Raw genomic sequence first — 20,907 nt, 5'->3', positions numbered from 1 at the left:
ATCGGTTCGCACGGAAACCCGGCCGCTGGACGACCTCTGCGTCGATTTAGGTGACACAAATGTTTCCGAAGATATCTTGACGTCAAGATAAATCCTATCGCATTCGGCCCGCGGTATCCACCGATCCGGGCCGGGTTCCCGCCTGCCGGGACGGGTTCCCGTCTGTGGGATCGGTGGGAATCCCCCGCGCCGGGAATCGCCGGGCCGGTCATCATGGTTGTACGGGACAGAAGCGCATGCATCCCGCAGCGCGCCCCCCGACGCAAGGAGTCGCCATGGACCCGATCACCCTCGGCGCCGGATTCGGATTCGGCGCCCTCCTCCTCGGCCTGCTGTTCGCCTGGATCTGCCGCCGCGTCGCCCGCGGCAAGGCCCGCTCGACGTTCTGGTGGGGGCTGTGGGGCTTCCTCTTCACCTGGGTCGCGCTCATCGTCCTCGCGCTGCTCGAGAAACGCTCGCCCGCCCACACCCGCACGGAGTACGCGGGCACCTACTGACACCGGGGCGGGTCGGACCGCCGGACCCGTCCACCGGGGGCGCGCCTCAGCCGAGGCGCGCCCCCGGTCCGCTGTGCCCGGGCGGCGTCTCAGCGCTCGAACACGCTGAGGAACTCGGTGTGCGCGGTGAGCGGGAACAGGTCGATGCCCTCGGTGCCCGTCATGCGGAACCCGCCGGCGACGAGGCCGGCGGCGTCGCGGGCGAACGTCGCCCCGACGCACGAGACGTAGACGATCCTGCGGGCCGCCGATCCGCACAGCAGCGCGACCACCGCGGCGCCGATGCCGGCGCGGGGCGGGTCGAGCACCACGGTGTCGGCCTCGGGCAGCGTCGTGAGCCGCTCCACGCGAGCGGTGTCGAACTCCGCGTCGAGGCCGGTGGCGGCCCGCCGGGCGGCGTCGATCGCCGCGTCCGAGCCCTCGATGCCGTGCACCGGGACCCCGTGGGCCTCCCCGATCGCCACGGAGAACAGGCCGGCGCCGCAGTAGAGGTCGAGCACCCGCGACGCCCCGGCGGTCGCGTCGACGACCCGGCGGGAGAGCTCGGCGGCCGCATCGACGTGGACCTGCCAGAACCCGTCGGCGGCGATGGCGAACGTGCGCTCGACGCCGGCGACGCGCTGGCGCACCCGCCCGTCGCCCGAGAGCACCCGGACCCGCGCACGGGCGCCGCCGCCCCGGTTGCGACCGGCGCCGCGGGTCCGCGAGAGCAGGCTCCAACTCCCGGAGGCCTCCTGCAGCGCGGCGCCGAGCGCCTCGGCCGACGTCCGGGAGAGCCGGCCGTGGGCGAGAACCGCACCGCCGTCGGTCCCGGCGGCGAGCTCGAGCCGGGTGAGTCCGGGCAGCACGAGGCGCTGGAGCCCGAGCGCGTCGAGTTCGGGCACTGCGAGCGGCAGGGTCCCCACCGGGACCACGGAGTGCGAGCGGGCGGCGTACATGCCCGGTCGCCCGGAGTCGTCGACCGCGAGCTGCACGCGGGTCCGCCAGTCGAGCCCCGTGCCGCCGACGGCCTCGCGGGCGGCTGGGCTCACCGCGGGAACCCGGTCGAGCCCGCCGAGGCGGGTGAACTGGTCGGCCGCAGCCTCCTCCTTGAGCCTCCGGGAGTGCGCGAGCTCGACGTGGGCGAACTCGATGCCGCCCACCCCCGGCGCACCGAGCGCCGAGCGCCGGTCCGGCACCCGGTGGGGCGAGGGATCGAGGACCTCGACGACCTCGGCGCGGAGCAGCCGGGAGCGCTCCTCGGTGATGCGGGCGCGGACGGTCTCCCCCGGGATCGCCCCGGTGACGAACACGACGCGGCCGTCGTGCCGGGCGATCGACTCTCCCCCGGCCGCGGGCGCGGTGACGCGCAGCTCGAGCGTGCGCTCTCCCCCGCCGGCACCGGCGTCCGGGCGGGCTCCCCGGGCGCTCATCGGAGCTCCCGGAAGGACTCGGCGTCGATGTCCCCGGCACGGCGGATGAGCTGGTCGCGGGCGCGGGTGAACGACCGGAGTCGCCACGGGACGCTCGCCACCACGACGTTGGGGACGAACAGCAAGCGGGACTTGAGGCGCAGCGACGTCTGGTTGTGGAGCAGGTTCTCCCACCGGCGGCCGACGATGTACTGCGGGATGTAGACGATGACGAGGTCGCGCGGCGAGCGCCGGCGGAGATTCGTGATGTGGTTCATCACCGGTCGCACGAGCTCGCGGTACGGCGAGTCGAGGATGGTGAGCGGCACCGGGAGGTCCATCTCGTCCCACCGGTCCTGCAGCCGCACGGCGGCGTCCTCGTCGACGGCCACGGTGATCGCGTTGAGGAAGGTCGGCCGGCTCGCCCGCGCGAAGGCGAGGGCGCGGAGCATGGGCTTGTGGATCTCGGTGACGACGACCACGGCGTGCGTGTTCGGCGGCAGCGTGCGCGCGGACTCGTCGTCCTCGTCGGGGGCGAGCTCGGAGTCGACTCGGGTGTAGTGCCGATGGATGAGCCCCATGACGAGGTAGAGCACGGCGATCGCCGCGACGGCGATCCACGCCCCGCCGGCGAGCTTCGTCACGAGCACGACGACGAGGACGAGGGCGGTGAGGACGAAGCCGAGTCCGTTGACCACGCGGTTGAGCTGCATGCGGCGGCGCACTGGTGAGGACACGATGCGACGGATCCGCACCGTCCAGTGGCGGATCATGCCGAGCTGTCCGAGGACGAACGCGGTGAACACCCCCACGAGGTAGAGCTCGATGAGGTCCGGGACCGAGGCGCGGAAGGCGACGACGAGCACAGCGGCGGCCGCGGCGAGGAGGAGGATGCCGTTGGAGAAGGTCAATCGGTCGCCGCGGGAGGCGAGCTGGCGCGGCAGGAAGCCGTCGCGGGCCAGCCGCGAGGCCAGCCCGGGGAACCCCTCGACCGAGGTGTTCGCGGCGACGAGGAGGACGAGCGCGGCCACCGCGGCGACGACGTAGAACATGAACGGGAACCCGGAGAACACCGCCTGCGCGAGCTGGCCGAGGACCGGGTCCTGCTCGAAGTCGGCGCCGATGGGCGATCCGCTGCGCGCCACGAGCTGCTCGCTCGGAGCGGCGACGTATTTGATGCCGATGACCGCCGAGAGCCAGGTCAGGCCGACGAGCATGCACGCCGACAGCGCGCCGGTGAGGAGGAGGGTGGCCGCGGCGTTGCGACCGCGGGGAGCGCGGAAGCCCGGCACCGCCATCGCCACGGTCTGCACCCCGGCGAGCGCGACCGAGCCCGACGAGAATGCGCGGAGGATGATGAAGACCGCGGCCAGCCCCATGAGTGCGGTCTCCTCCTCGGCCATCGGCAGCACGCTGTAGCCGCTCGTCGCCGCGACCGGCGTGTCGCCGGTGACGACCCGGTACGTGCCGACCGCGACCGTCGCGAACACCGCGAGGATGAAGAGGTAGGTGGGGATCGCGAGGAACCGGCGGATGCTCGCGCTGCCGCGCAGCCCGGCGAGGGTGACGAGCACGATGCCGCCCACGGCGATGACGACCTTGTGGGGCTTGAGCTCGGGGATCATCGCACCGATGTATCCGGCGAACACCGTCATCGACACCGCGACAGTGAGGACGAAGTCGACGAGCAGAGAGGCGGCGACGAGCAGCCCGGCGCGGGTCCCGAGGTTCGTGCTCGCCACCGCGTAGTCCCCGCCGCCGGACGGGTAGGCCCGGAGGTTGAGCCGGTAGCACAGCACGATGACGAGGATGACGGCGCCGACGGCGAGCCCGATCCACGGCGACACGGTGAGCGCGACGAGGCCCGACAGGGAGAGCGCGAGGAGGATCTCGTCCGGGGCGTAGGCCACCGAGGAGACCATGTCGGAGGCGAACACCGGCATGGCGAGTCGCTTCGGCAGCGCTTCCCTGCGGAAGTGATCACTGCGGAAGGGCCGTCCGACGAGTAGTCTTTTGACGGCATCGGAGAATCTGCGTGCCACGAGCACCAATGGTAGGCCACGAGGGAAGGGGGTCCGCGCGGATGCATTTCGTCATCATGGGCTGCGGACGGGTCGGCGCCTCGCTCGCGACCGCGCTCGATGCGGCCGGTCACACCGTCGCGGTCATCGATCAGGACCCGGACGCGTTCCGGGCGCTCGGCGACGCGTTCCGGGGCGAGACGGTCACCGGCGTCGGCTTCGACCGCGACACCCTCGAGCGGGCGCGCACCGGCGAGGCCTACGCCTTCGCCGCGGTGTCCTCCGGCGACAACTCGAACATCCTCGCCGCGCGCGTCGCCCGCGAGACCTTCGGGGTGACGAACGTCGCCGCCCGCATCTACGACCCGCGCCGCGCCCAGATCTTCGAGCGGCTCGGCATCCCCACGGTGGCGACCGTGCGCTGGACGGCAGACCAGATGATGCGCCGGCTCATCCCGCAGGGCGCCGTCACCGAGTTCCGGGAGCCCTCCGGCCGCCTCGTGCTCGCCGAGGTCCATCTCCACCCGGACTGGGTGGCCCGGCCGGTCGCCGACATCGAATCCGCCGTGCCCGCCCGCGTCGCCTACGTCACCCGCACCGGGGAGGGCGTGCTCGTCACGCCGACGACCCTCGTGCAGGACGGCGATCTCGTGCACCTCGTCTGCGCGAAGGACGACCTCGACGAGATCACCCGCACCCTCGACCAGCCGCTCACCCAGGAGGACGTCGAATGAAGGTCGTCATCGCCGGGGCCGGCTCCGTCGGGCGCTCGGTCGCCCGGGAGCTGCTGGGCCGCGATCACACGGTCGTGCTCATCGACCGCAGCAGCGAGGCGATCCGCCGCGACCGGGTGCCGGGCGCGGCCTGGGTGCTCGCCGACGCCTGCGAGCTCGGTGGGCTCGACGAGGCCGGGATCTCCGAGGCCGATGTCGTCGTCGCGGCGACCGGCGACGACAAGACCAATCTCGTCCTCAGCCTGCTCGCGAAGACCGAGTTCAGCGTGCCGCGCACCGTGGCGCGGGTGAACAACGCGCGCAACGAATGGCTGTTCGACGACAACTGGGGCGTCGACGTGGCCGTGTCGACCCCGCGCCTCATGACCTCGCTCGTCGAAGAGGCGGTCGAGGTCGGCGGTCTCGTCCACCTGCTCGACCTCGGCCGGGGCCAGGCGGCGCTCATGGAGTTCACCGTCGGCGAGCGCGCCGAGGTGTGCGGTGAGCGGGTGGGTGCGGTGTCCTGGCCCGGCGACACCGTCCTCGTCGCCGTCCTCCGCAATGGGAAGGTCATCGCACCCTCGGCCGATGACGTCATCGAGCCGGCCGACGAGCTGTTCTTCGTCGTCGCGCCGGACCGGATCGAGCCGCTGCGCGCGCTCCTCGGGGCCGACGAGCGGCCCGCCGGCTCATTCGGCCGCTGAGCCGATGAGCCGGTAGGCGGGATTCACGGTCCGCGCCCCGCCGTCCTGGGCGCAGAAGCGGCCCTCGAGGACGATGACGCGACCGGCCGCCACCCCCGGGATCTCCCGCCGGCCGAGGAAGCGCGCCGCGGCCGAGCCGGTGCCGTCGCTGATGACGATGTCGAGGCGCGGGGACTCGTGGGGCAGGGACCGGGTGACCGCGACGACGACTCCGGCGACCCGGGTCGCCTCGCGCAGCGGCAGCTCCGCGAGCGGGATCGCGTCGGGCACCGCGCTCGCGGCGTGGATGTCCTCGTCCGCCTCGACGTCCTTCGAGCCGAACCGGTCGAGGAGCCGACCGAGGGCGCTCATCGGCGGCCCTCCCCGGGCTTCGCCTGCACGCGCACTCAGCGGACCTCGGTGATCTCGGGGCCGCGCTCGAACGGATCGATGTCGTCGTCGCGGCCCGGCTTCTCGGGCGCCGGTTTCGCGGCGGCCTTCGGCGGGGTGAGGACGAGGAGATCGCGCGGGGGCATCGCCTCGGTGCCGCGGTGGACGACGGTCCCGCGGAAGATCGCCACGAGGTCGTCGCGCACCGCCTCGTCGGTGATGGCCTTGCCGGTGAAGACCCCGCGCACGAACCAGCGCGGTCCGTCGACCCCGGCGAAGCGGGCGACGCGGGCGGCGGCCTTCCCGTCCTTCGTGCGGACGGGGATGCGGGTGAGGAGCTCGGTGCCGAGCGCAGTGTAGAGCTCGTCGACGACTCCGCCCTTCTGCGCGACGTTGTCGCGGATCTGGGTCCGCACCGATGTCCACAAGCCCTCGGAACGCGGGGCGGCGAAGGCCTGGAGCTGGACGGCCCCGCCCCGGTGGACGAGGGTCACCGCGAGGATCCGCTCGGTGCCCTCCTCGGCGTCGAGGCGGACCTGCATGCCGTCGCGGACCGGGATCCGGAGGGCGCCGAGGTCGATCCGGTTCTCCTCCCCGAACTTCTCCTCGGAGTCCCACGGCCCCGCGTCGAGGCGATCGAGCGGCGCGGCCTTGGCGAGGTCCTCCTCGTCCTCGTCCGCAGCGTCCTCGGCGGCGGTGTCGGGCTCCTCGTCGGTGAGCACGTCGTCGAGGTCCTCCTCGGTGCCGGGTGCGTCGGTGCGGTCGTCGGCGTCCTCGGCGGGTGCGGACCTGCGGAAGCGATCGAAGAGTCCCATGCTGTCCTTCCTTCGGGTGGGGGTCACGTGGTGGTGCGGGCCGGGCCGGTCAGTCGGCGGCGAAGCCGCCGGTCGATCCGAAGCCGCGCTCGCCCCGGGCCGAGACCTCGAGGCTGTCGACGGGGGTGAAGCGGGCGTGCACGACGCGCTGGATCACGAGCTGGGCGATCCGGTCGCCTCGGCTGAGCTCGATCGGGGTGTTCGGGTCGAGGTTGATGAGCGGGACCTTGATCTCGCCGCGGTACCCGGCATCGATGGTGCCCGGCGCATTGACGATCGACAGTCCGCTGCGGACCGCGAGGCCCGAGCGCGGGTGGACGAACCCGGCGAACCCCTCCGGCAGCGCGAGGGCGATCCCGGTGGGGACGAGCGCGCGCTCGAAGGGCCGCAGGACGACGTCGTCCCGTGCGCATAGGTCCGCCCCGGCATCGGAGTCGTGCTCGTAGGCAGGGACCGGCAGCTCCGGATCGAGGCGGAGCAGCGCGATGGTCTCGTGTTCGATGGTCACAGTGCCGCACTCTATCGGTGCGGAGGCGGCTCGCCCAAGCGCGGACCGGGATTCCCGGCCCGCGGGTCGCCGGGGTCGGCTCCCGGAACCGGCCGGACGGCCCGCGCGAGCGACGCTGTGGGAGGATGGGGGCATGAGTGCTCTTCCCGGATCGGACACCGCCGTGCGCTATTCCGAGCGGCTGTGGCCGCCCGTGTCGTGGTGGATCGTCACCGCCCTCCTGTCAGCGATGACGGCGGCGATGGTGTACCCCGTGTGGGAGTTCGGCGCCCTCGTCGTCCCGATCGTCGTCTTCGTCCTCGCGGCGGCCTGGCTGCGGTCGATGTCCTCCCCCGTCGTCGTCACCGGCGACGCCCTGCGCGCGGGACCCGCCCACATCGACCGCCGATTCGTCGCCGAGGCGATCCCCTACGACGAGCGCGACTCCTTCGTCGCCCGCGGGGCGGAGCTCGACGCCCGGGCCTACCTCATGATCCGCCCGTGGGTGAAGACCGTGGTCAAGGTCGTCATCGACGACCCCGCCGACCCCACCCCGTACTGGCTCGTGTCCTCGCGCCGGCCGCGCGCGCTCGCCGCAGCGCTCACCGAGCGCTGAGGCGCCCCGCAGGACCTCGGCGCATTCCGCCCGACCCGCGCCGGGCATGCGGAAGGCCGCCTCCCCGTGGGGAGACGGCCTCGTGCTCGCGGCGCGGTGTCTGCGGGATCAGCCGGCGCAGTCGGTGCAGATCGGCACCCCGCCGTCCTCGCTCGCCAGCTGCGAGCGGTGACGCACGAGGAAGCATTCCATGCAGGTGAATTCGTCGTTCTGCTTGGGCAGGACGCGCACCGACAGCTCTTCGTTCGACAGATCGGCACCGGGGAGCTCGAACCCTTCGGCGGCGACGGCCTCGTCCTCATCGACCTGGCTCGCCTGCTGCTGCGTGCGCTGGGCCTTGAGCTCCTCGATGGAGTCGTTGCTGAGGTCCTCGTCCTGCTTACGAGGGGCGTCGTAGTCTGTCGCCATGTGGACTGATCACTCTCCGCGAATGGTGGGGGTGGAAGCGCGCCTGGGGTGCAATGTCCCAAGCATTCTGCACTGCGTCCCACGATTTGGCAAGACAGCGTCGCCGGGGAATGTTCCTTGTCATCCGCTGTTCATCCTCCGACGGCGTCGCGGGTCTGACAGGAGTCGGGCTGATCTGGAACAATGGCCGGACGACGATCCCCACCCGGCGATCGGGATCACCCGGTCGCCGGCACCCCGGAAGGAGCACCCATGAGCGAATTCGAGGCCGAGCTCCACCGACACGTGTCAGCCCTGCGGGAGCTCATCGCCACCGCGCGTCTCGAGGACAACGAGCTCGCCGTCGACTCGCTGCTCGGCGAGCTCGAGGGACTCGTGCGGCTCGCGGAGCGCAACGACGTCGACACCCGCGAGCTGCAGCAGGTCCTCGACACCGAGACCGGTGCGATCCCGATCGTCGAGGAGGCGCCGGAGGGCCGCTGACCCCGGCGCCGTCCGCGTCTCAGCCCACCGTCTCCCACTGCGGGAGGACGGGCCTGTCCATCCTGCCCCGGCAGCATTCGATCGAGCACGCCCCGGTGCCGGGCCCCAACGGCCCCTGGCCGGTCACGGCCGGCGACTCGACGGGCTCGCCGCGCCGCTGGGCCGCCCGCTCGAGCGCGAGGTCGATGAGGCCGGAGACGAACTCCCGCTTGACGCCCACCGTCGCCGCCCGGACGTAGGCGAGGCCGAGCTCGGCGGCGGTCTGGGCGGCCTCGGTGTCGAGGTCGTACTTGACCTCCATGTGGTCGGAGACGAATCCGATCGGCACCGCGATGACGCCCTCGACGCCCTCGGCCCTGAGCTCCTCCATCCGATCGTTGACGTCGGGCTCGAGCCACGGGATGTGCGGCGCGCCGGAGCGTGAGCAGTAGACGAGCTCGGAGGGCAGCGGCAGCTCCTCGCCGAGCTCCCCGGCGATCCACTCGATGAGCTCCTCGTGCTGCGCGCGGTAGCCGCGGGTCATCACCGCCGAGGCGTCCTGCATGGTGTCGGGGATCGAGTGCGTGACGTAGAGCACCCGGTGCCGCTCGGGGTCGAGCTCGCCGACCTCGGCGGTGAAGTCCGCGAGCGCCTGCCGCACGCAGGCGAGCTCGGCCGCGGTGAAGCCGGGGTGGTTGTAGTACTGGCGGATCTTGTCGAACTCGACCTCGATCCCCTCCTCCGCGAGCGCGGTCGTCGTCTTCGCGAAGTCCTCCCGGTACTGGCGGCACGAGGAGTAGCTCGAGTACGCCGAGGTGTCGATCGCGAGGAACCGGGTGCGGCCGTGTTCGCGGTGCTCCTCGCGCACGACGTCGGTGAGGTAGGGATCCCAGTTGCGGTTGCCCCACACCACCGGGGTGTCGATGCCGCGCTCCTCGAGCTCGCGGCGGAGCTCGGCGAGCAGCGCGCGGTTCTGATCGTTGATCGGGGACTTCCCGCCGAAGCCGTAGTAGTGCTCGCCGACCTCGACGAGCCGCTCGTCGGGGATCCCCCGGCCGCGGGTGACGTTCTGGAGGAACGGGAGCACCTCCTCCTCGGATTCGGGTCCGCCGAAGGACATGAGGACGAGGGCGTCGAAGGGTGCGAGGCTCGAAGTATTCATCCGCCCAGTCTACTGATCCGGACACCCCGGCCGATCGCGCGGACGAGCCCGAGAAGCCGCGTCTCGCACCGCGAACGCCCGCAGGAGCGTGCCCGGCGCGCGGGTTCTCGCGACTCGCCCGGGCGCCTCCCGCTCCCGTCCGCGACTTCGTGAAACGATCGGACCACGGTCATGACTGGAGGTTTGACGCATATGACGGAGCTGACGCTGCGCGGAGTGCACGACGACGAAGAGCACCTCGTCCTGTCGGACGGTGCCGGCAACGACTATCTGCTCCCCATCGACGAGAGCCTGTATGCCGCCGTCCGTCGCGACCGCAACCGCCTCGCCCGGATCCGCGCCGCCGGGGAACCGGTGCGCCCACGGGAGATCCAGGCGATGATCCGGTCGGGCATGACCACCGAGGAGGTCGCCGAGGCGACCGGCGCCACCGTCGACCACGTGCAGGTCTACGAGGGGCCGGTGCTCGCCGAGCGCGCCCACATCGCCAACCGGGCCGGGCAGTGCCTCGTGTATCCCGAGAACGATCCCGACGGCAGCCCCAAGCAGCTCCTCGGCCTGTGCCGCGAGCGGCTCCGGATGCGCGACGTCGACCTCGACACTATGCGCTGGGACGCCTGGAAGCAGGCCTCCGGCACGTGGTACGTCGAGCTGAGCTTCGTCGCGGCGGAGAAGGAGCGCAGCGCGGGCTGGGAGTACGCCCGCGGGTCGATCTCCCCGCTCGACGACGAGGCCCGCTGGCTGTCCGACGCCGGGCCGAGCGATTCGGGGCCGATCCCGAACTACGGCAGCGGATCCGAGCGCGTCTTCAACATCGAGGCCGAGGACGGCCGCGCCCATCACCACGAGGACTCCCCCCGCGGCAGCCACATGGCCGAGACCGGCCGCATCCTCGAGAGCCTGCGCCGCCGGCGCGGCCGCCGGGGCGCTGCGGCCACCGAGCCGGACGGCCTCGGCGATCTCGACCGTCCGGACTCCTCGGCCGACGCCGTGCACTCGGGTCCCCGCCGATCGCTGCGCGCGGTCACCGACGAGCCGCCCGCCCATCCCGACGGCGCGCACACCGCGCTCAGCGCTCCCGAGGAGGCTTCCGACGCGGGCGTGTTCCCGCTGCCGGCCGAATCCTCGCCGGAGCAGCCGGGCCCGGTGCCGGGCGTGCACGACGATCATCCCTCGCTGCTCGACGAGCCGGGCGTGTCCGATTCCGCCCACGACACCGAACCGATCCCGCGTCCCGCCGAGGACGAGGCCCCGCGCCGCAAGGGCCGGTCCTCCGTCCCCCGCTGGGACGAGATCATGTTCGGCTCCAAGCGCGACTGACGCCCGTCCGCGCACCGCACCGGTCCCGCCCGATTCAGTCGAGGGCGATGCTCACGTCGTGGGCTCCGACGAGCCCGTGATCGTGGGTGACGAGGACGACGGCGAGGCCGTCGAGCCCGCTCCGCAGATCCGCCATGAGGTCCGCGCTCATCTGCGCGTCGAGGTGGGCCGTCGGCTCGTCGAGGACGACGACCTGTGAGCGCGCGAGCAGGGTCCGGGCCACCGCGAGCCGCTGACGCTGCCCGCCGGAGAGGTACGCTCCCCCGGCGCCGATCCGCGCATCGAGCCCGGCGTCGGCGGCGAGATCCGCCAGCCCCACCCGTGAGAGGACAGCGTGGATCTCGGCGTCGTCGGGCGCGTCGTCCACCGGCCGGCTGATGAGGAGGTTCGCGCGCAGGCTCGAGTCGAACACGTGCGCCTCCTGCGGGCACCACGAGACCCGGCCGGCGAGGTCCATCGGCCCGAGATCTCCCGTCGGCCGCCCGTTGATGCGGTACTCCCCCGCGCTCGGATCGAGGAACCGCAGGAGGACGCTGACGAGAGTGGTCTTGCCCGATCCCGAGGGCCCGGTCACCGCGGTCCACTCGCGCGCGTCGATGTGGGCGGTGACGTCGCTGAACACCGGGGTCGCGATGCCCGGCCAGGTGGCGGCGACCGCATCGAGGTCGAGCGCGTCGATGCGCTCCGGACCGGCCCCGGAGCCGAGCTCCGCGGCGGCGTCCGCGTCGAGCTCGTCGACCCGCGCGAGCACCTGCACGAGCGCCGGCCACTGCTGGACGGAGGCGAGCGCGTCGATGAAGCAGTCGATGAGGGCCAGCGGCAGGAGGACCGCGACGGCGAGCAGCTCGCCGCTGAGCATCCCCGCCTCGACGGCGGGCGCGAGCACCGGGATCATGAGCACACCGGTGAGGGTCGCCACCGCGGTGATGACCGCCTCGCCGACCCCGGTCGCGCGCACGGCCCGCGTCTCGTGGGCGGCGGCGCGCGCGTCGGCGGCGAGGAATCCGCGGACGGCCCGGGGTGCCGCCCCGTTGACCGCGAGGTCCTCGCGCGACCACAGGAGCCCGGCGAGCGCGGAGAGCACCGCGGTGCGGGCCCGCCGGGTCGCGCTCGTGGCCTGCTGGTCGGCGATCCGGGTGAGGAGCGGGGCCGCGATGAGGCACAGCACGGCGCCGACGGCCATGAGGAGCGCGGCGGCGGGATGGATGAGGGCGAGGGTGAGGACCGCGGCAGCCGCGACGACGACCGCGACGACGGGCGGGAGGACGACGCGCGGCGCGAGGTCGCGGACGTCGTCGACGTCGGCGATGAGGCGGCTCAGCGCGACCTCGCCGCGCAGCAGGGTGCGGTTCGCGGTCCCCGTGCGCGCGAACGCGAGCCAGATCCGCTCGCGCAGCCGGGTGAGCGAATCGAGGATCGCCCGGTGCAGGGTGAGCCTCTCGGCGTACTTGAGCACCGAGCGGGCGAGACCGAAGAAGCGCACGCCGACGATCGCCACGAGGAGGTACATGATCGGCGGCTGGGAGGCGGCATGGACGATGAGCCAGGCCGACACCCCGGTGAGCGCCGCGCCGGCCGCGACGGCGCCGACCCCGCACAGCACGGACAGGAGGAAGCGCGGCGAGCGCATGTCGACGGCGCGGACGAGGCGGCGGAGCACCGCGCCGAGGGGCAGCCGGGGGCCGGGGGCACCGTCCTCGCGGTCCGCTCGCACCGGGTCCGGCCGGTCGTCGTCCGGCCGGTCGTCGACCGACTCCAACCCGCTCGGGACGTGCGCGGCACCGCGCGCACCCGTGCGGAGGGCGTCGTCCTCCCCGCTCGCCGCAGCGGCGACCGCGGGTGAACCGGTGGGCAGGGCGTCGGCGGCCGCGGCAGGCTGATCGTCCCGGTCGTCTGCGACCGGGGACTCCCCCGCCGGGGCGGTGGTCCCGAGCCGGATCTCGATCCGGTGGTCCGCGGCTGCGATGAGGTCGCGGTCGTGGGTGGCGGCGACGACCGCGATGCTGCCCGCGACCTCGGCGAGGCTGCGCTGCACCGCCGCGGCGGCCTCGGGGTCGAGGTGTGCGGTGGGCTCGTCGACGAGGAGGAGCCCGGCACCGCACCCGACCCGGGCGAAGGCGCGGGCGAGGGCGAGCCGGCGGAGCTCACCGGGGCTGAGCGCGGCGCACGGGGTGAGCGGATCGCGGTCGAGTGCGGCCATCGACAGCCACGCCGCGGTGTCCTCCGGGCGCACGTCCGCCGGCCCGTGGAGGGCGAGCTCCTCACCGATCGTCGGCGCGGTCGTGCGCGGGGCCTGTCCCGCGAGCGCGATGCGTTCGGGCACTCCGGTGACGGTCCCGCGGATCCGGGTGCCGCCGTCCTCGCGGACGAGCCCGGCGAGGACCCCGAGGAGCGTGGACTTCCCGGCACCGGACGGCCCGCGGAGCACCGTGAGCCCGGTCGCGGGGATGTCGGCGTCGAGGGCGCCGAGTGCGGCGCGGGACCGTCCGGGATGACGCACCGAGAGGCCGCGCACGGTCACCGGTCCGGCCGCGGCCGTCGACTCGGCCGACGATCCTGTCACCGCCGCCGGGCGGGCGACGTGCAGCCCGATGAGTGCGCGCACCCGGTCGAAGGCGGCCATCCCGTTCTCCGTCGAGTGGAAGGCCGCCCCGAGCTGGCGCAGCGGGAGGAAGCATTCGGGGGCGAGGATGAGGGCGAACAGCCCGTCGGACAGCTCCATGGTGCCGTAGACCAGGCGCACGCCGATGAACACCGCGACGAGCGCGACGGAGATCGTCGAGAGGAACTCGAGTGCGAGGGCGGAGATGAAGGCGACGCGCAGGGTCTGCATCGTCGTGTCGCGGTAGGTCTCGCTCGTGGCGCGCAGGGCCTTCGTCTGGGCGAGCACGCGGCCGAGCCCGACGAGCACCGGGAGTCCGCGGGCGAGCTCGACGAGCGCGGTGGAGAGCCGGTCGAGGGACGTCGTCGCGTCCGCCACGCGCTCGGCGGTGTACCGGCCGATGAGCACCATGAACACCGGGACGAGCGGCAGCGTGAGGACGATGATGCCCGCGCTCACCCAGTCGGAGAACGCGATCCGCACGATGATGAGGGCCGGGATCGCGGCCGAGGCGGTGAGCGCCGGCAGCACCGAGGTGAAGTAGTCGTCGAGGTCGTCGAGCGAGCGCGTGGCGGCGAGCGTGAGCGCTCCGTCGGACACCGGGAGGTCCCGGGTCGACCCGGCGAAGGTGCGGCGCACGAGCGCCGCGCGCAGGTCGGCCTTGACCCCGATCGCCGCGCGCGCCCCCGCGGTCCGCGAGGCCCACACGGCCGCACCGCGCACCGCGGCGCCGAGCGCACCGACGATCACGGCGCCGGTGACCGGCTCGGACCCGATGAGGCCGACGACTCCGCGGGCGATCCCCTCGGCGACGAGGACGAGGCCGAGGGCCTTGAGGCAGGCGATGGCGCCGAGGAGCCACAGCGCCCGCCTCCCCTGCGGGGAGGCGAGCGCGATGGAGGCGGGGCCGCGGTTCGGAGTCACTGGTGGTGGCTGCGGATCGCCACCGGGACCTGGTGCGCGGCCGGGATGTGCTCGACCGTGAGCCGGCGGGCGAACACCCGGTAGACCCAGATCTGGTAGGTGAGCACGATCGGCACGAAGATCACGGCCACGATGAGCATGACGGTGAGCGTGTAGTCCGAGGACGAGGCATTGCCCACGGTGAGCGAGAACGCCGGATCGACGGTCGAGGGCATGACGTTCGGGTAGACGTTGGTGAAGATCGACGTCACGCCGAGCACGAGGAACAGCGCCTGGGCGATGAACGCCGGCTTCTCGCGGCCCGCCCGGATCATCACCCACATCACCGCGGCGCACGCGGCGGCGGCGACGATGATCGCCCAGCCGAGCAGCTTCCCGTTGAGCAGCTGCACCCATACCACCCACACGACGATCGGCAGGAGGAGGAGAGGCGCTCCGACGGTGGCGACGCGGCGCGCACGGTGCCGGACCGGCCCGTCGGTCTTGAGGGTGATGTAGAGCAGCCCGTGGAGGATGCAGAATCCCACGACGCCGAGTCCGCCGACGATCGCCGGCAGGGTGAGCCACGCGAACGGCCCGCCGACGTTGTCGCCGTTCTCGTTGAGCGGCATGCCCGTGGTGGTGAGGGCGAGCATCGCGCCGACGCAGAACGCCGCGACGAGCGATCCGCCGGAGAGGAGCCAGGTCCAGCCGGCGCGCCAGCGGTCCGAGTAGCCCTTGCCGCGGTACTCGATCGACACCGCACGGAAAATCAGCGCGAGGAGGGCGAGGGTGAGCGGGAGGTAGAGCGCGGAGAACAGCGAGGCGTACCACATCGGGAAGGCCGCGAACGTGGCACCGCCCGCGGTGATCAGCCACACCTCGTTGCCGTCCCACACCGGGCCGATGGTATTGAGGAGCAGGCGGCGCTCGCGCTCGTCCTTGGCGAATCCCTTGAGGAGCATCCCGACGCCGAGGTCGAAGCCCTCGAGGAAGAGATAGCCCAGCCACAGCACGGCGATGAGCACGAACCAGATCGTCGGCAGCAGTTCCATGTCCTGTCCTTCCTCAGTACGCGAACGACAGGACGTCGTCGTCGCTCTGGTCCACAGTGGGCTTGTAGTTGGTGGTGTCGATCTCCGGCATGGCCGAGACCACGCCGCCTCTGACGTACTTGATGATGAGTCCGAGCTCGAACACCATGAGCACGCCGTAGACGAGGGTGAGGGAGATGAGCGAGAAGAGGAGCTCGCCCGGGGTCACCGAGGGCGAGATCGCCGCCGCGGTGTAGAGGAACACCCCGTCGATGCCGGAGGGGTCGGGGTTAGGCGCGACGACGAAGGGCTGGCGGCCCATCTCGGTGAAGATCCAGCCGGCGGAGTTCGCGATGAACGGCGCGGTGATGCCCCACAGCGCGAGGTGCGTGAGGAACGTCGAGCGCGGCACCGTGCCCTTGCGCGTCACCCAGAGCGCGAACGCTCCGGCGGCGGCGGCGAGGACTCCAAAGCCGATCATCATGCGGAAGCCCCAGTAGGTGACGACCATCGAGGGCTGGTAGTCGATCTCCTGGCCCGAGTAGGCGCCGTACATGTCGCCCTCCGGCATGTGGGTGCCGTAGGCCTCCTCGTACTCCGGGATGAGGGTGGAGACGCCGGGCACCTCGGTGCTGAAGTCGCTGTTGGCGAGGAACGAGAGCACACCGGGGATCTCGATGATCGGGACGACGTCGTCGCAGCTGTTGGAGGTGAGGTCGCCGACGGTGAGGACGGAGAACGCGGTGCCGTCGTGGCACGACGCCTCGGCCGAGGCCATCTTCATGGGCTGCTGCTCGTACATGAGCTTGGCCTGGATGTCGCCGGTGATCGCGACGAGCACGAAGGCGATGACGGCGGTCCAGCCGCCGATCCGCAGCGAGCGCCACCACACGGTGTAGTCCTTCTCGTCGCGGCCGGGCACCTCGGGCGCGGATCCGACGACCACGCGGCCGGCGTCGTCGACGGTGTCGATCCCGTCGACCCGGCGGCGCCACAGGTGGTACCAGGAGATGCCGAGGAGGAAGCCCGCTCCGACGGCAGTCGCGCCGGCGAGGGCGTGGGAGTACGCGGCGAGCGCGGTGCTGTTCGTCATCACGGCGAACACGTCGGTCATCACCGGACGGCCGTCGATGAGCTCGACGCCCACCGGGTGCTGCATCCACGAGTTGGCGACGATGATGAAGTAGGCCGAGAGCCACGAGCCGATGACCGCGGCCCACAGGACGCCGAGGTGGAGCTTGCGGCTCAGCCGGCCCCAGCCGAAGATCCACAGTCCGAGGAACACCGATTCGAGGAAGAAGGCGATGAGCGCCTCCATCGCGAGCGGGGCGCCGAACACGTCGCCGACGAAGCGGGAGTACTCCGACCACGCCATCCCGAACTGGAACTCCTGGACGATGCCGGTGGCCACGCCCATGATGAAGTTGATGAGGTAGAGCTTTCCCCAGAACTTCGTGGCGCGCAGCCACACCTCGTTGCCGGTCCGGTGGTACATCGTCTGCAGGATCGCGACGAGCAGGCCGAGGCCGAGGGTGAGGGGGACCATCCAGAAGTGGTAGACGGTGGTGATGCCGAATTGCCACCGGCCGATGAGGACAGGATCGAGTTCCACGTACATCTCCAATAGCGTCGCCGCGGGGCGCAGAGGGGCCGGGCGGAAAGGGTGCTCTACGCCTCGAAGACTACTCCAACTCCCGGGTAACCGGTTTCCCGCTCAGAACTGACACAGAACTGTCTCGTATGCTGGCGCGGTCCCGGGATCCAGGGCTAGAATCCGGTAGCGGAGCGCACCGCCGCCGGGGTCGTCGCACGACGATCGCCGCATGTCATCGGACCCGGTACGGCAGCGCCGCCGGACGACGGATCGGAGAGGACGACGTGGGACATCTGGGCGAGCTCGAGCACAGCGTCATGGACGCCCTGTGGAACCGCTCCGCCGGTCTCACCGCGGCCGAGCTCCGCGCCCACCTGAGCGAGCGCGGACCCGCGCTCACCACCGTGCACACCGTGCTCACCCGTCTTGAGAAGAAGGGGTTCGTCACGCGCGTGCGCGCCGAGCGCCCTCATCGCTACCTCGCGGTGTCGAGCCGGGAGGAGCACGTCGCCGAGCTCATGACCGAGGTGCTCGATCAGGCCCCGGACCGGCACGCGGTCCTCGCCCGCTTCCTCGGGTCGGTGCCGGACTCCGACGCCGCGTTCCTGTCCTCCCTGCTCCGACCCGCGCCCGCGGAGCGCTGAGCGCCGCCCGTCCGGGCGCACCCATGCTCCTCATCGGCTCCCTCCTCGCGCTGCTGGCCCTCGTCCTCGCGTGGCCGGTGCCGCTCCTGCTCGCCCGCCGGCCACGGACGATCGACCCGGTGTCCCGTCTCGTCCTGTGGCAGGCGGTCGGGCTCGCCGGCGGACTGTCCCTCATCGGCACCGCGGTGGTATTCGCCGCCGCACCGCTGTCCGGGTCGCTCGGCGACGGGCTGCTCGAGATCTCCGACATCGCGGCCCTCTCCGCGCGCGCATGGTGGCAGTGGCTCCTCCTCGCCCTCGCAGCGCTCCTCCTCGTCCGCCTCCTCGGCTCGCTCCTCGTGCAGGCCGCCGTCGTGCGGCGCCGCCGGGAGCGGCATCGCACGCTCATCGGGGTGCTCACCGAGCCCTCCGACGAGCTCCCGAACACGCGGGTGCTCCGCAGCGACAGCCCGGTGGCCTACTGCCTGCCGGGGAGGTCCGGGACGACGGTGGTGTCGACGGGTCTGCTCGAGGTGCTCACCGCCGAGCAGCGCCGTGCCGTCGTCACCCACGAGCAGGCGCACCTCGACTACCACCACGACGTGCTCGTGCTGCCCTTCGCGGCCTGGAACCGGGCCCTGCCCTTCGTCCCGGCGACATCGACCGCGCTCCGGGCGGTGTCGGCGCTCAGCGAGCTCATGGCCGACGACCGGGCGCGCGGGTCCGTCGGCGCCGACTCCCTCGCCGAGGCGATCGGGATCGGTGAGCGCGTGCACCTCGGCGACCGGAGCTCCCGGCTCACCGCAGCGCGCCGCGCGCGGCTTTCGCGGGAGCTGCCGCCGACCCGGCGGCGCGTCCGCGCTCTCACCCTCGGCGCGGCGGGCACCCTCGTCCTGCTCCCGGGCCTGCTCCTCGCCGCCGCGCTCCTCGCCTGAGCACGCGGTCCCGGGCAGCGCTCACCGCACGGTCCCCGGTGGCGGTCACCGCGGCCCAGGGATCCGGAGGAACGTCAGGCGTCGATGCGCTCGGCGTCGAGCATCGCCGCGCCGGACACGATGAACTGCTTGCGCGGGGCGACCTCGGATCCCATGAGGAGCCCGAAGGTGCGCTCGGCGGCCTCGGCGTCGGCCATCGTCACCCGGCGCAGGGACCGCATGCCCGGCTCCATCGTCGTCTCCGCGAGCTGGTCCGCGTCCATCTCGCCGAGTCCCTTGTACCGCTGGATCGGCTCCTTGTACGTCTTCTTCGTCCGATCGAGGCGCTTGAGGAGCGCGTGGAGCTCCGCCTCGGAATACGTGTAGACGACCTCGTCGGCCTTGCCCCGGTTGACGACCTCGACCCGGTGGAGCGGCGGCACCGCGGCGAACACGCGCCCGGCCTCGACGAGCGGGCGCATGTAGCGGAAGAACAGCGTGAGGAGCAGGGTGCGGATGTGCGCGCCGTCGACGTCGGCGTCGGTCATGATGATGACCTTGCCGTAGCGGGCGGTCTCGAGGTCGAAGCTCCGTCCCGCACCGGCGCCGATGACCTGGATGAGCGCGGAGCACTCGGCGTTCGCGAGCATGTCGCCGACCGAGGCCTTCTGGACGTTGAGGATCTTGCCGCGGATGGGGAACAGCGCCTGGTGCTCGGAGTCGCGCGCGGCCTTCGCCGTGCCCATCGCGGAGTCGCCCTCGACGATGAACAGCTCGGAGTGCTCGAGGTCGGACTTGCGGCAGTCGTAGAGCTTCGCGGGCAGCGACGAGGATTCGAGCGCGGTCTTGCGGCGCTGGTTCTCCTTGTGCGTGCGCGCCGAGATGCGCGACTTCATCTCCGCGACGACCTTCTCGAGGAGCTGGCTCACCTGCTGCTTGTCGTGCCGCTTGGACGAGGTGAGGACGGCGCCGAGCTCCTGCTCGACGGTGCGGGCGACGATCTGGCGGACGGCGGCGGTGCCGAGCACCTCCTTGGTCTGCCCCTCGAACTGGGGCTCGGCGAGGCGCACGGTGACGACGGCGGTGAGACCGGCGAGCACGTCGTCCTTCTCGAGCTTGTCCTTGCCGACCTTGAGACGGCGCGCGTTGGCCTCGACGTTCTTGCGGACGGTCTTGAGGAGGGCCTGCTCGAAGCCCGCGAGGTGGGTGCCGCCCTTGGGCGTGGCGATGATGTTGACGAAGCTCTTGACCCGGGTGTCGTAGTCCTTGCCCCAGCGCACCGCGATGTCGACCCCGACCTCGCGCGGGACCGCGGTGGAGACCATGTGGCCCTCGTCGTCGAGCACCGGGACCGTCTCGGTGAAGGTGCCCGTCCCGGACAGCCGCCACACGTCGGTCACCGCGGAGTCGTGCGCGAGGTGCTCGACGAATTCGGAGATGCCGCCGGAGTAGCGGAACTCCTCGGTCCGGGAGGCGATGATCTCCCCGGTCTCGTCGCGCTCGACGCCGCGCTCGTCGTGGATGGCGATGCCGAGACCGGGGACGAGGAACGCGGTCTGCCGCGCGCGGTCGAGGAGCGTGTCGTAGGTGAAGTGGGCGTCCTTGAGGAAGATCTGCGGATCGGACCAGTAGCGGATGCGGGTGCCTGTGACCCCGCGCTTGGCCTTGCCGATGACCTCGAGTTCGGAGGCCGACTCGAAGCGGGTGAAGGGATTGTCCGGCGACGGGGTGCCCGAGGAGTCGTCGAAGCGCCCGGGGGCGCCGCGGCGGAACGACATCCGGTGGACCTTGGAGCCGCGGGTGACCTCGACGTCGAGGCGGGCGGACAGCGCGTTGACGACCGAGGCGCCCACGCCGTGGAGGCCGCCGACCGCGGCGTAGGAGCCGCCGCCGAACTTGCCGCCGGCATGGAGCTTGGTCATGACGACCTCGACGCCGGTGAGTCCGGTCCGCGGCTCGATGTCGACGGGGATGCCGCGCCCGTCATCGGCCACGGTGACGGAGCCGTCCGCGTGGAGGGTGATGTCGATGTCCTCGCCGTGGCCGGCGAGCGCCTCGTCCACGGAGTTGTCGATGATCTCCCACAGGCAGTGCATGAGGCCGCGGGAATCGGTCGAGCCGATGTACATGCCCGGGCGCTTGCGCACCGCGTCCAGGCCGGAGAGCACCGACAGCTGTCGTGCGCCGTAGTCCTCGGTCTTCGCCGGCTTGCCTGCCACCCGTCGTCCTTCCGTCGATTGCGCGTCCCAGTCTACGGTTCGCGACGTCCCCC

At 72.1% G+C, this 20,907-nt stretch carries 19 protein-coding genes; 8 read left to right on the top strand and 11 right to left on the bottom strand.

Annotation, left to right across the window (positions count from 1 at the left end; all coding sequences use genetic code 11):
• Positions 1-275: 275 nt before the first annotated feature.
• Complete coding sequence (locus C1A17_RS00645) at positions 276-497, top strand: hypothetical protein (protein WP_101649766.1); 222 nt, start codon at positions 276-278, stop codon at positions 495-497.
• 89 nt (positions 498-586) lie between these two features.
• On the opposite strand, the gene C1A17_RS00640 is transcribed toward C1A17_RS00645, so the two are convergent.
• Both C1A17_RS00640 and C1A17_RS00635 read right to left on the bottom strand, forming a co-directional pair.
• Entirely contained in the window at positions 587-1,909 is a 1,323-nt protein-coding gene (locus tag C1A17_RS00640; RefSeq protein ID WP_101649765.1) for a class I SAM-dependent RNA methyltransferase, read from the bottom strand.
• Positions 1,906-3,930 carry an APC family permease gene (locus C1A17_RS00635; protein WP_342750285.1) on the bottom strand — a complete coding sequence of 675 codons (2,025 nt, stop codon included), beginning with the start codon at positions 3,928-3,930 and terminating at the stop codon, positions 1,906-1,908. The genes C1A17_RS00640 and C1A17_RS00635 overlap by 4 nt, the downstream gene beginning before the upstream one ends.
• A gap of 41 nt (positions 3,931-3,971) precedes the next feature.
• On the opposite strand from C1A17_RS00635, the gene C1A17_RS00630 reads away from it, so the two are divergent.
• Entirely contained in the window at positions 3,972-4,643 is a 672-nt protein-coding gene (locus tag C1A17_RS00630) for a potassium channel family protein (protein WP_101649761.1), read from the top strand.
• Positions 4,640-5,326: a potassium channel family protein gene (locus C1A17_RS00625; RefSeq protein ID WP_101649759.1), complete on the top strand. Its 687-nt coding sequence runs from the start codon at positions 4,640-4,642 to the stop codon at positions 5,324-5,326. Before C1A17_RS00630 ends, C1A17_RS00625 begins: the two co-directional genes overlap by 4 nt.
• On the opposite strand, the gene C1A17_RS00620 is transcribed toward C1A17_RS00625, so the two are convergent.
• Genes C1A17_RS00620 through dut form a run of 3 tightly spaced genes read right to left on the bottom strand, consistent with a single transcriptional unit; the run spans position 5,312 to position 7,018 of the window.
• Positions 5,312-5,677, bottom strand: coding sequence for a single stranded DNA-binding domain-containing protein (locus C1A17_RS00620; RefSeq protein WP_101649757.1), 366 nt, complete (start codon positions 5,675-5,677; stop codon positions 5,312-5,314). The genes C1A17_RS00625 and C1A17_RS00620 overlap by 15 nt on opposite strands.
• 35 nt (positions 5,678-5,712) lie before the next feature.
• On the bottom strand, positions 5,713-6,510 hold the full coding sequence (locus tag C1A17_RS00615; RefSeq protein ID WP_101649755.1) for a DUF3710 domain-containing protein: 798 nt from the start codon (positions 6,508-6,510) through the stop codon (positions 5,713-5,715).
• Positions 6,511-6,559: 49 nt separating this feature from the next.
• Positions 6,560-7,018: a dUTP diphosphatase gene (gene dut / locus C1A17_RS00610; protein ID WP_245873345.1), complete on the bottom strand. Its 459-nt coding sequence runs from the start codon at positions 7,016-7,018 to the stop codon at positions 6,560-6,562.
• 133 nt (positions 7,019-7,151) lie between these two features.
• Between dut and C1A17_RS00605 the strand changes: the two genes are divergently transcribed.
• Positions 7,152-7,613, top strand: coding sequence for a DUF3093 domain-containing protein (locus tag C1A17_RS00605; RefSeq protein WP_101649751.1), 462 nt, complete (start codon positions 7,152-7,154; stop codon positions 7,611-7,613).
• Positions 7,614-7,721: 108 nt separating this feature from the next.
• Here the strand turns inward: C1A17_RS00605 and C1A17_RS00600 are convergent, their stop codons facing one another.
• Positions 7,722-8,021 carry a DUF4193 domain-containing protein gene (locus C1A17_RS00600; protein WP_101649749.1) on the bottom strand — a complete coding sequence of 100 codons (300 nt, stop codon included), beginning with the start codon at positions 8,019-8,021 and terminating at the stop codon, positions 7,722-7,724.
• A 252-nt stretch (positions 8,022-8,273) separates the two neighbouring features.
• On the opposite strand from C1A17_RS00600, the gene C1A17_RS00595 reads away from it, so the two are divergent.
• Positions 8,274-8,504, top strand: a complete 231-nt coding sequence (locus C1A17_RS00595) for a hypothetical protein (RefSeq protein ID WP_101649747.1) — start codon at positions 8,274-8,276, stop codon at positions 8,502-8,504.
• Between the two features lie 19 nt (positions 8,505-8,523).
• On the opposite strand, the gene C1A17_RS00590 is transcribed toward C1A17_RS00595, so the two are convergent.
• On the bottom strand, positions 8,524-9,645 hold the full coding sequence (locus tag C1A17_RS00590; protein ID WP_101649745.1) for a ferrochelatase: 1,122 nt from the start codon (positions 9,643-9,645) through the stop codon (positions 8,524-8,526).
• Between the two features lie 192 nt (positions 9,646-9,837).
• On the opposite strand from C1A17_RS00590, the gene sepH reads away from it, so the two are divergent.
• Positions 9,838-10,965 (top strand): septation protein SepH, encoded by a 1,128-nt coding sequence (gene sepH / locus C1A17_RS00585; RefSeq protein WP_180953170.1) that lies wholly within the window; start codon positions 9,838-9,840, stop codon positions 10,963-10,965.
• Between the two features lie 34 nt (positions 10,966-10,999).
• Here the strand turns inward: sepH and cydC are convergent, their stop codons facing one another.
• Genes cydC through C1A17_RS00570 form a run of 3 tightly spaced genes read right to left on the bottom strand, consistent with a single transcriptional unit; the run spans position 11,000 to position 17,122 of the window.
• A complete protein-coding gene (cydC, locus tag C1A17_RS00580; protein WP_101649741.1) occupies positions 11,000-14,491 on the bottom strand; it encodes a thiol reductant ABC exporter subunit CydC in 3,492 nt (1,163 codons plus the stop codon).
• On the bottom strand, positions 14,488-15,525 hold the full coding sequence (gene cydB / locus C1A17_RS00575) for a cytochrome d ubiquinol oxidase subunit II (protein WP_101649739.1): 1,038 nt from the start codon (positions 15,523-15,525) through the stop codon (positions 14,488-14,490). Before cydB ends, cydC begins: the two co-directional genes overlap by 4 nt.
• Positions 15,526-15,538: 13 nt before the next feature.
• Positions 15,539-17,122 carry a cytochrome ubiquinol oxidase subunit I gene (locus tag C1A17_RS00570; protein WP_101649737.1) on the bottom strand — a complete coding sequence of 528 codons (1,584 nt, stop codon included), beginning with the start codon at positions 17,120-17,122 and terminating at the stop codon, positions 15,539-15,541.
• Between the two features lie 260 nt (positions 17,123-17,382).
• On the opposite strand from C1A17_RS00570, the gene C1A17_RS00565 reads away from it, so the two are divergent.
• Positions 17,383-17,742 carry a BlaI/MecI/CopY family transcriptional regulator gene (locus C1A17_RS00565; RefSeq protein ID WP_245873343.1) on the top strand — a complete coding sequence of 120 codons (360 nt, stop codon included), beginning with the start codon at positions 17,383-17,385 and terminating at the stop codon, positions 17,740-17,742.
• 23 nt (positions 17,743-17,765) lie between these two features.
• On the top strand, positions 17,766-18,656 hold the full coding sequence (locus C1A17_RS00560; RefSeq protein ID WP_101649733.1) for a M56 family metallopeptidase: 891 nt from the start codon (positions 17,766-17,768) through the stop codon (positions 18,654-18,656).
• Positions 18,657-18,730: 74 nt separating this feature from the next.
• Here C1A17_RS00560 and C1A17_RS00555 read toward each other — a convergent pair whose 3' ends face one another.
• Positions 18,731-20,854, bottom strand: a complete 2,124-nt coding sequence (locus C1A17_RS00555) for a DNA gyrase/topoisomerase IV subunit B (protein ID WP_101649731.1) — start codon at positions 20,852-20,854, stop codon at positions 18,731-18,733.
• Between the last annotated feature and the right edge of the window lie 53 nt (positions 20,855-20,907).

The sequence above is a fragment of the Brevibacterium ihuae genome, assembly GCF_900184225.1.
In the GTDB taxonomy this organism is placed as follows: domain Bacteria; phylum Actinomycetota; class Actinomycetes; order Actinomycetales; family Brevibacteriaceae; genus Brevibacterium; species Brevibacterium ihuae.
The sequence above is the reverse complement of the archived record's forward strand: the minus strand, read 5'-3'. Positions and strand labels throughout refer to the sequence as shown.

Excerpts from the sequence above, each read along its gene's own strand:
- C1A17_RS00595 (WP_101649747.1), top strand. The coding sequence starts at position 8,274 with ATGAGCGAATTCGAGGCCGAGCTCCACCGACACGTGTCAGCCCTGCGG.
- cydB (WP_101649739.1), bottom strand. The coding sequence starts at position 15,525 with ATGGAACTGCTGCCGACGATCTGGTTCGTGCTCATCGCCGTGCTGTGG.
- sepH (WP_180953170.1), top strand. The coding sequence starts at position 9,838 with ATGACGGAGCTGACGCTGCGCGGAGTGCACGACGACGAAGAGCACCTC.
- C1A17_RS00620 (WP_101649757.1), bottom strand. The coding sequence starts at position 5,677 with ATGAGCGCCCTCGGTCGGCTCCTCGACCGGTTCGGCTCGAAGGACGTC.
- C1A17_RS00590 (WP_101649745.1), bottom strand. The coding sequence starts at position 9,645 with ATGAATACTTCGAGCCTCGCACCCTTCGACGCCCTCGTCCTCATGTCC.
- C1A17_RS00630 (WP_101649761.1), top strand. The coding sequence starts at position 3,972 with ATGCATTTCGTCATCATGGGCTGCGGACGGGTCGGCGCCTCGCTCGCG.
- C1A17_RS00570 (WP_101649737.1), bottom strand. The coding sequence starts at position 17,122 with ATGTACGTGGAACTCGATCCTGTCCTCATCGGCCGGTGGCAATTCGGC.
- C1A17_RS00640 (WP_101649765.1), bottom strand. The coding sequence starts at position 1,909 with ATGAGCGCCCGGGGAGCCCGCCCGGACGCCGGTGCCGGCGGGGGAGAG.
- C1A17_RS00615 (WP_101649755.1), bottom strand. The coding sequence starts at position 6,510 with ATGGGACTCTTCGATCGCTTCCGCAGGTCCGCACCCGCCGAGGACGCC.
- C1A17_RS00560 (WP_101649733.1), top strand. The coding sequence starts at position 17,766 with ATGCTCCTCATCGGCTCCCTCCTCGCGCTGCTGGCCCTCGTCCTCGCG.
- C1A17_RS00645 (WP_101649766.1), top strand. The coding sequence starts at position 276 with ATGGACCCGATCACCCTCGGCGCCGGATTCGGATTCGGCGCCCTCCTC.
- C1A17_RS00625 (WP_101649759.1), top strand. The coding sequence starts at position 4,640 with ATGAAGGTCGTCATCGCCGGGGCCGGCTCCGTCGGGCGCTCGGTCGCC.
- C1A17_RS00605 (WP_101649751.1), top strand. The coding sequence starts at position 7,152 with ATGAGTGCTCTTCCCGGATCGGACACCGCCGTGCGCTATTCCGAGCGG.
- C1A17_RS00600 (WP_101649749.1), bottom strand. The coding sequence starts at position 8,021 with ATGGCGACAGACTACGACGCCCCTCGTAAGCAGGACGAGGACCTCAGC.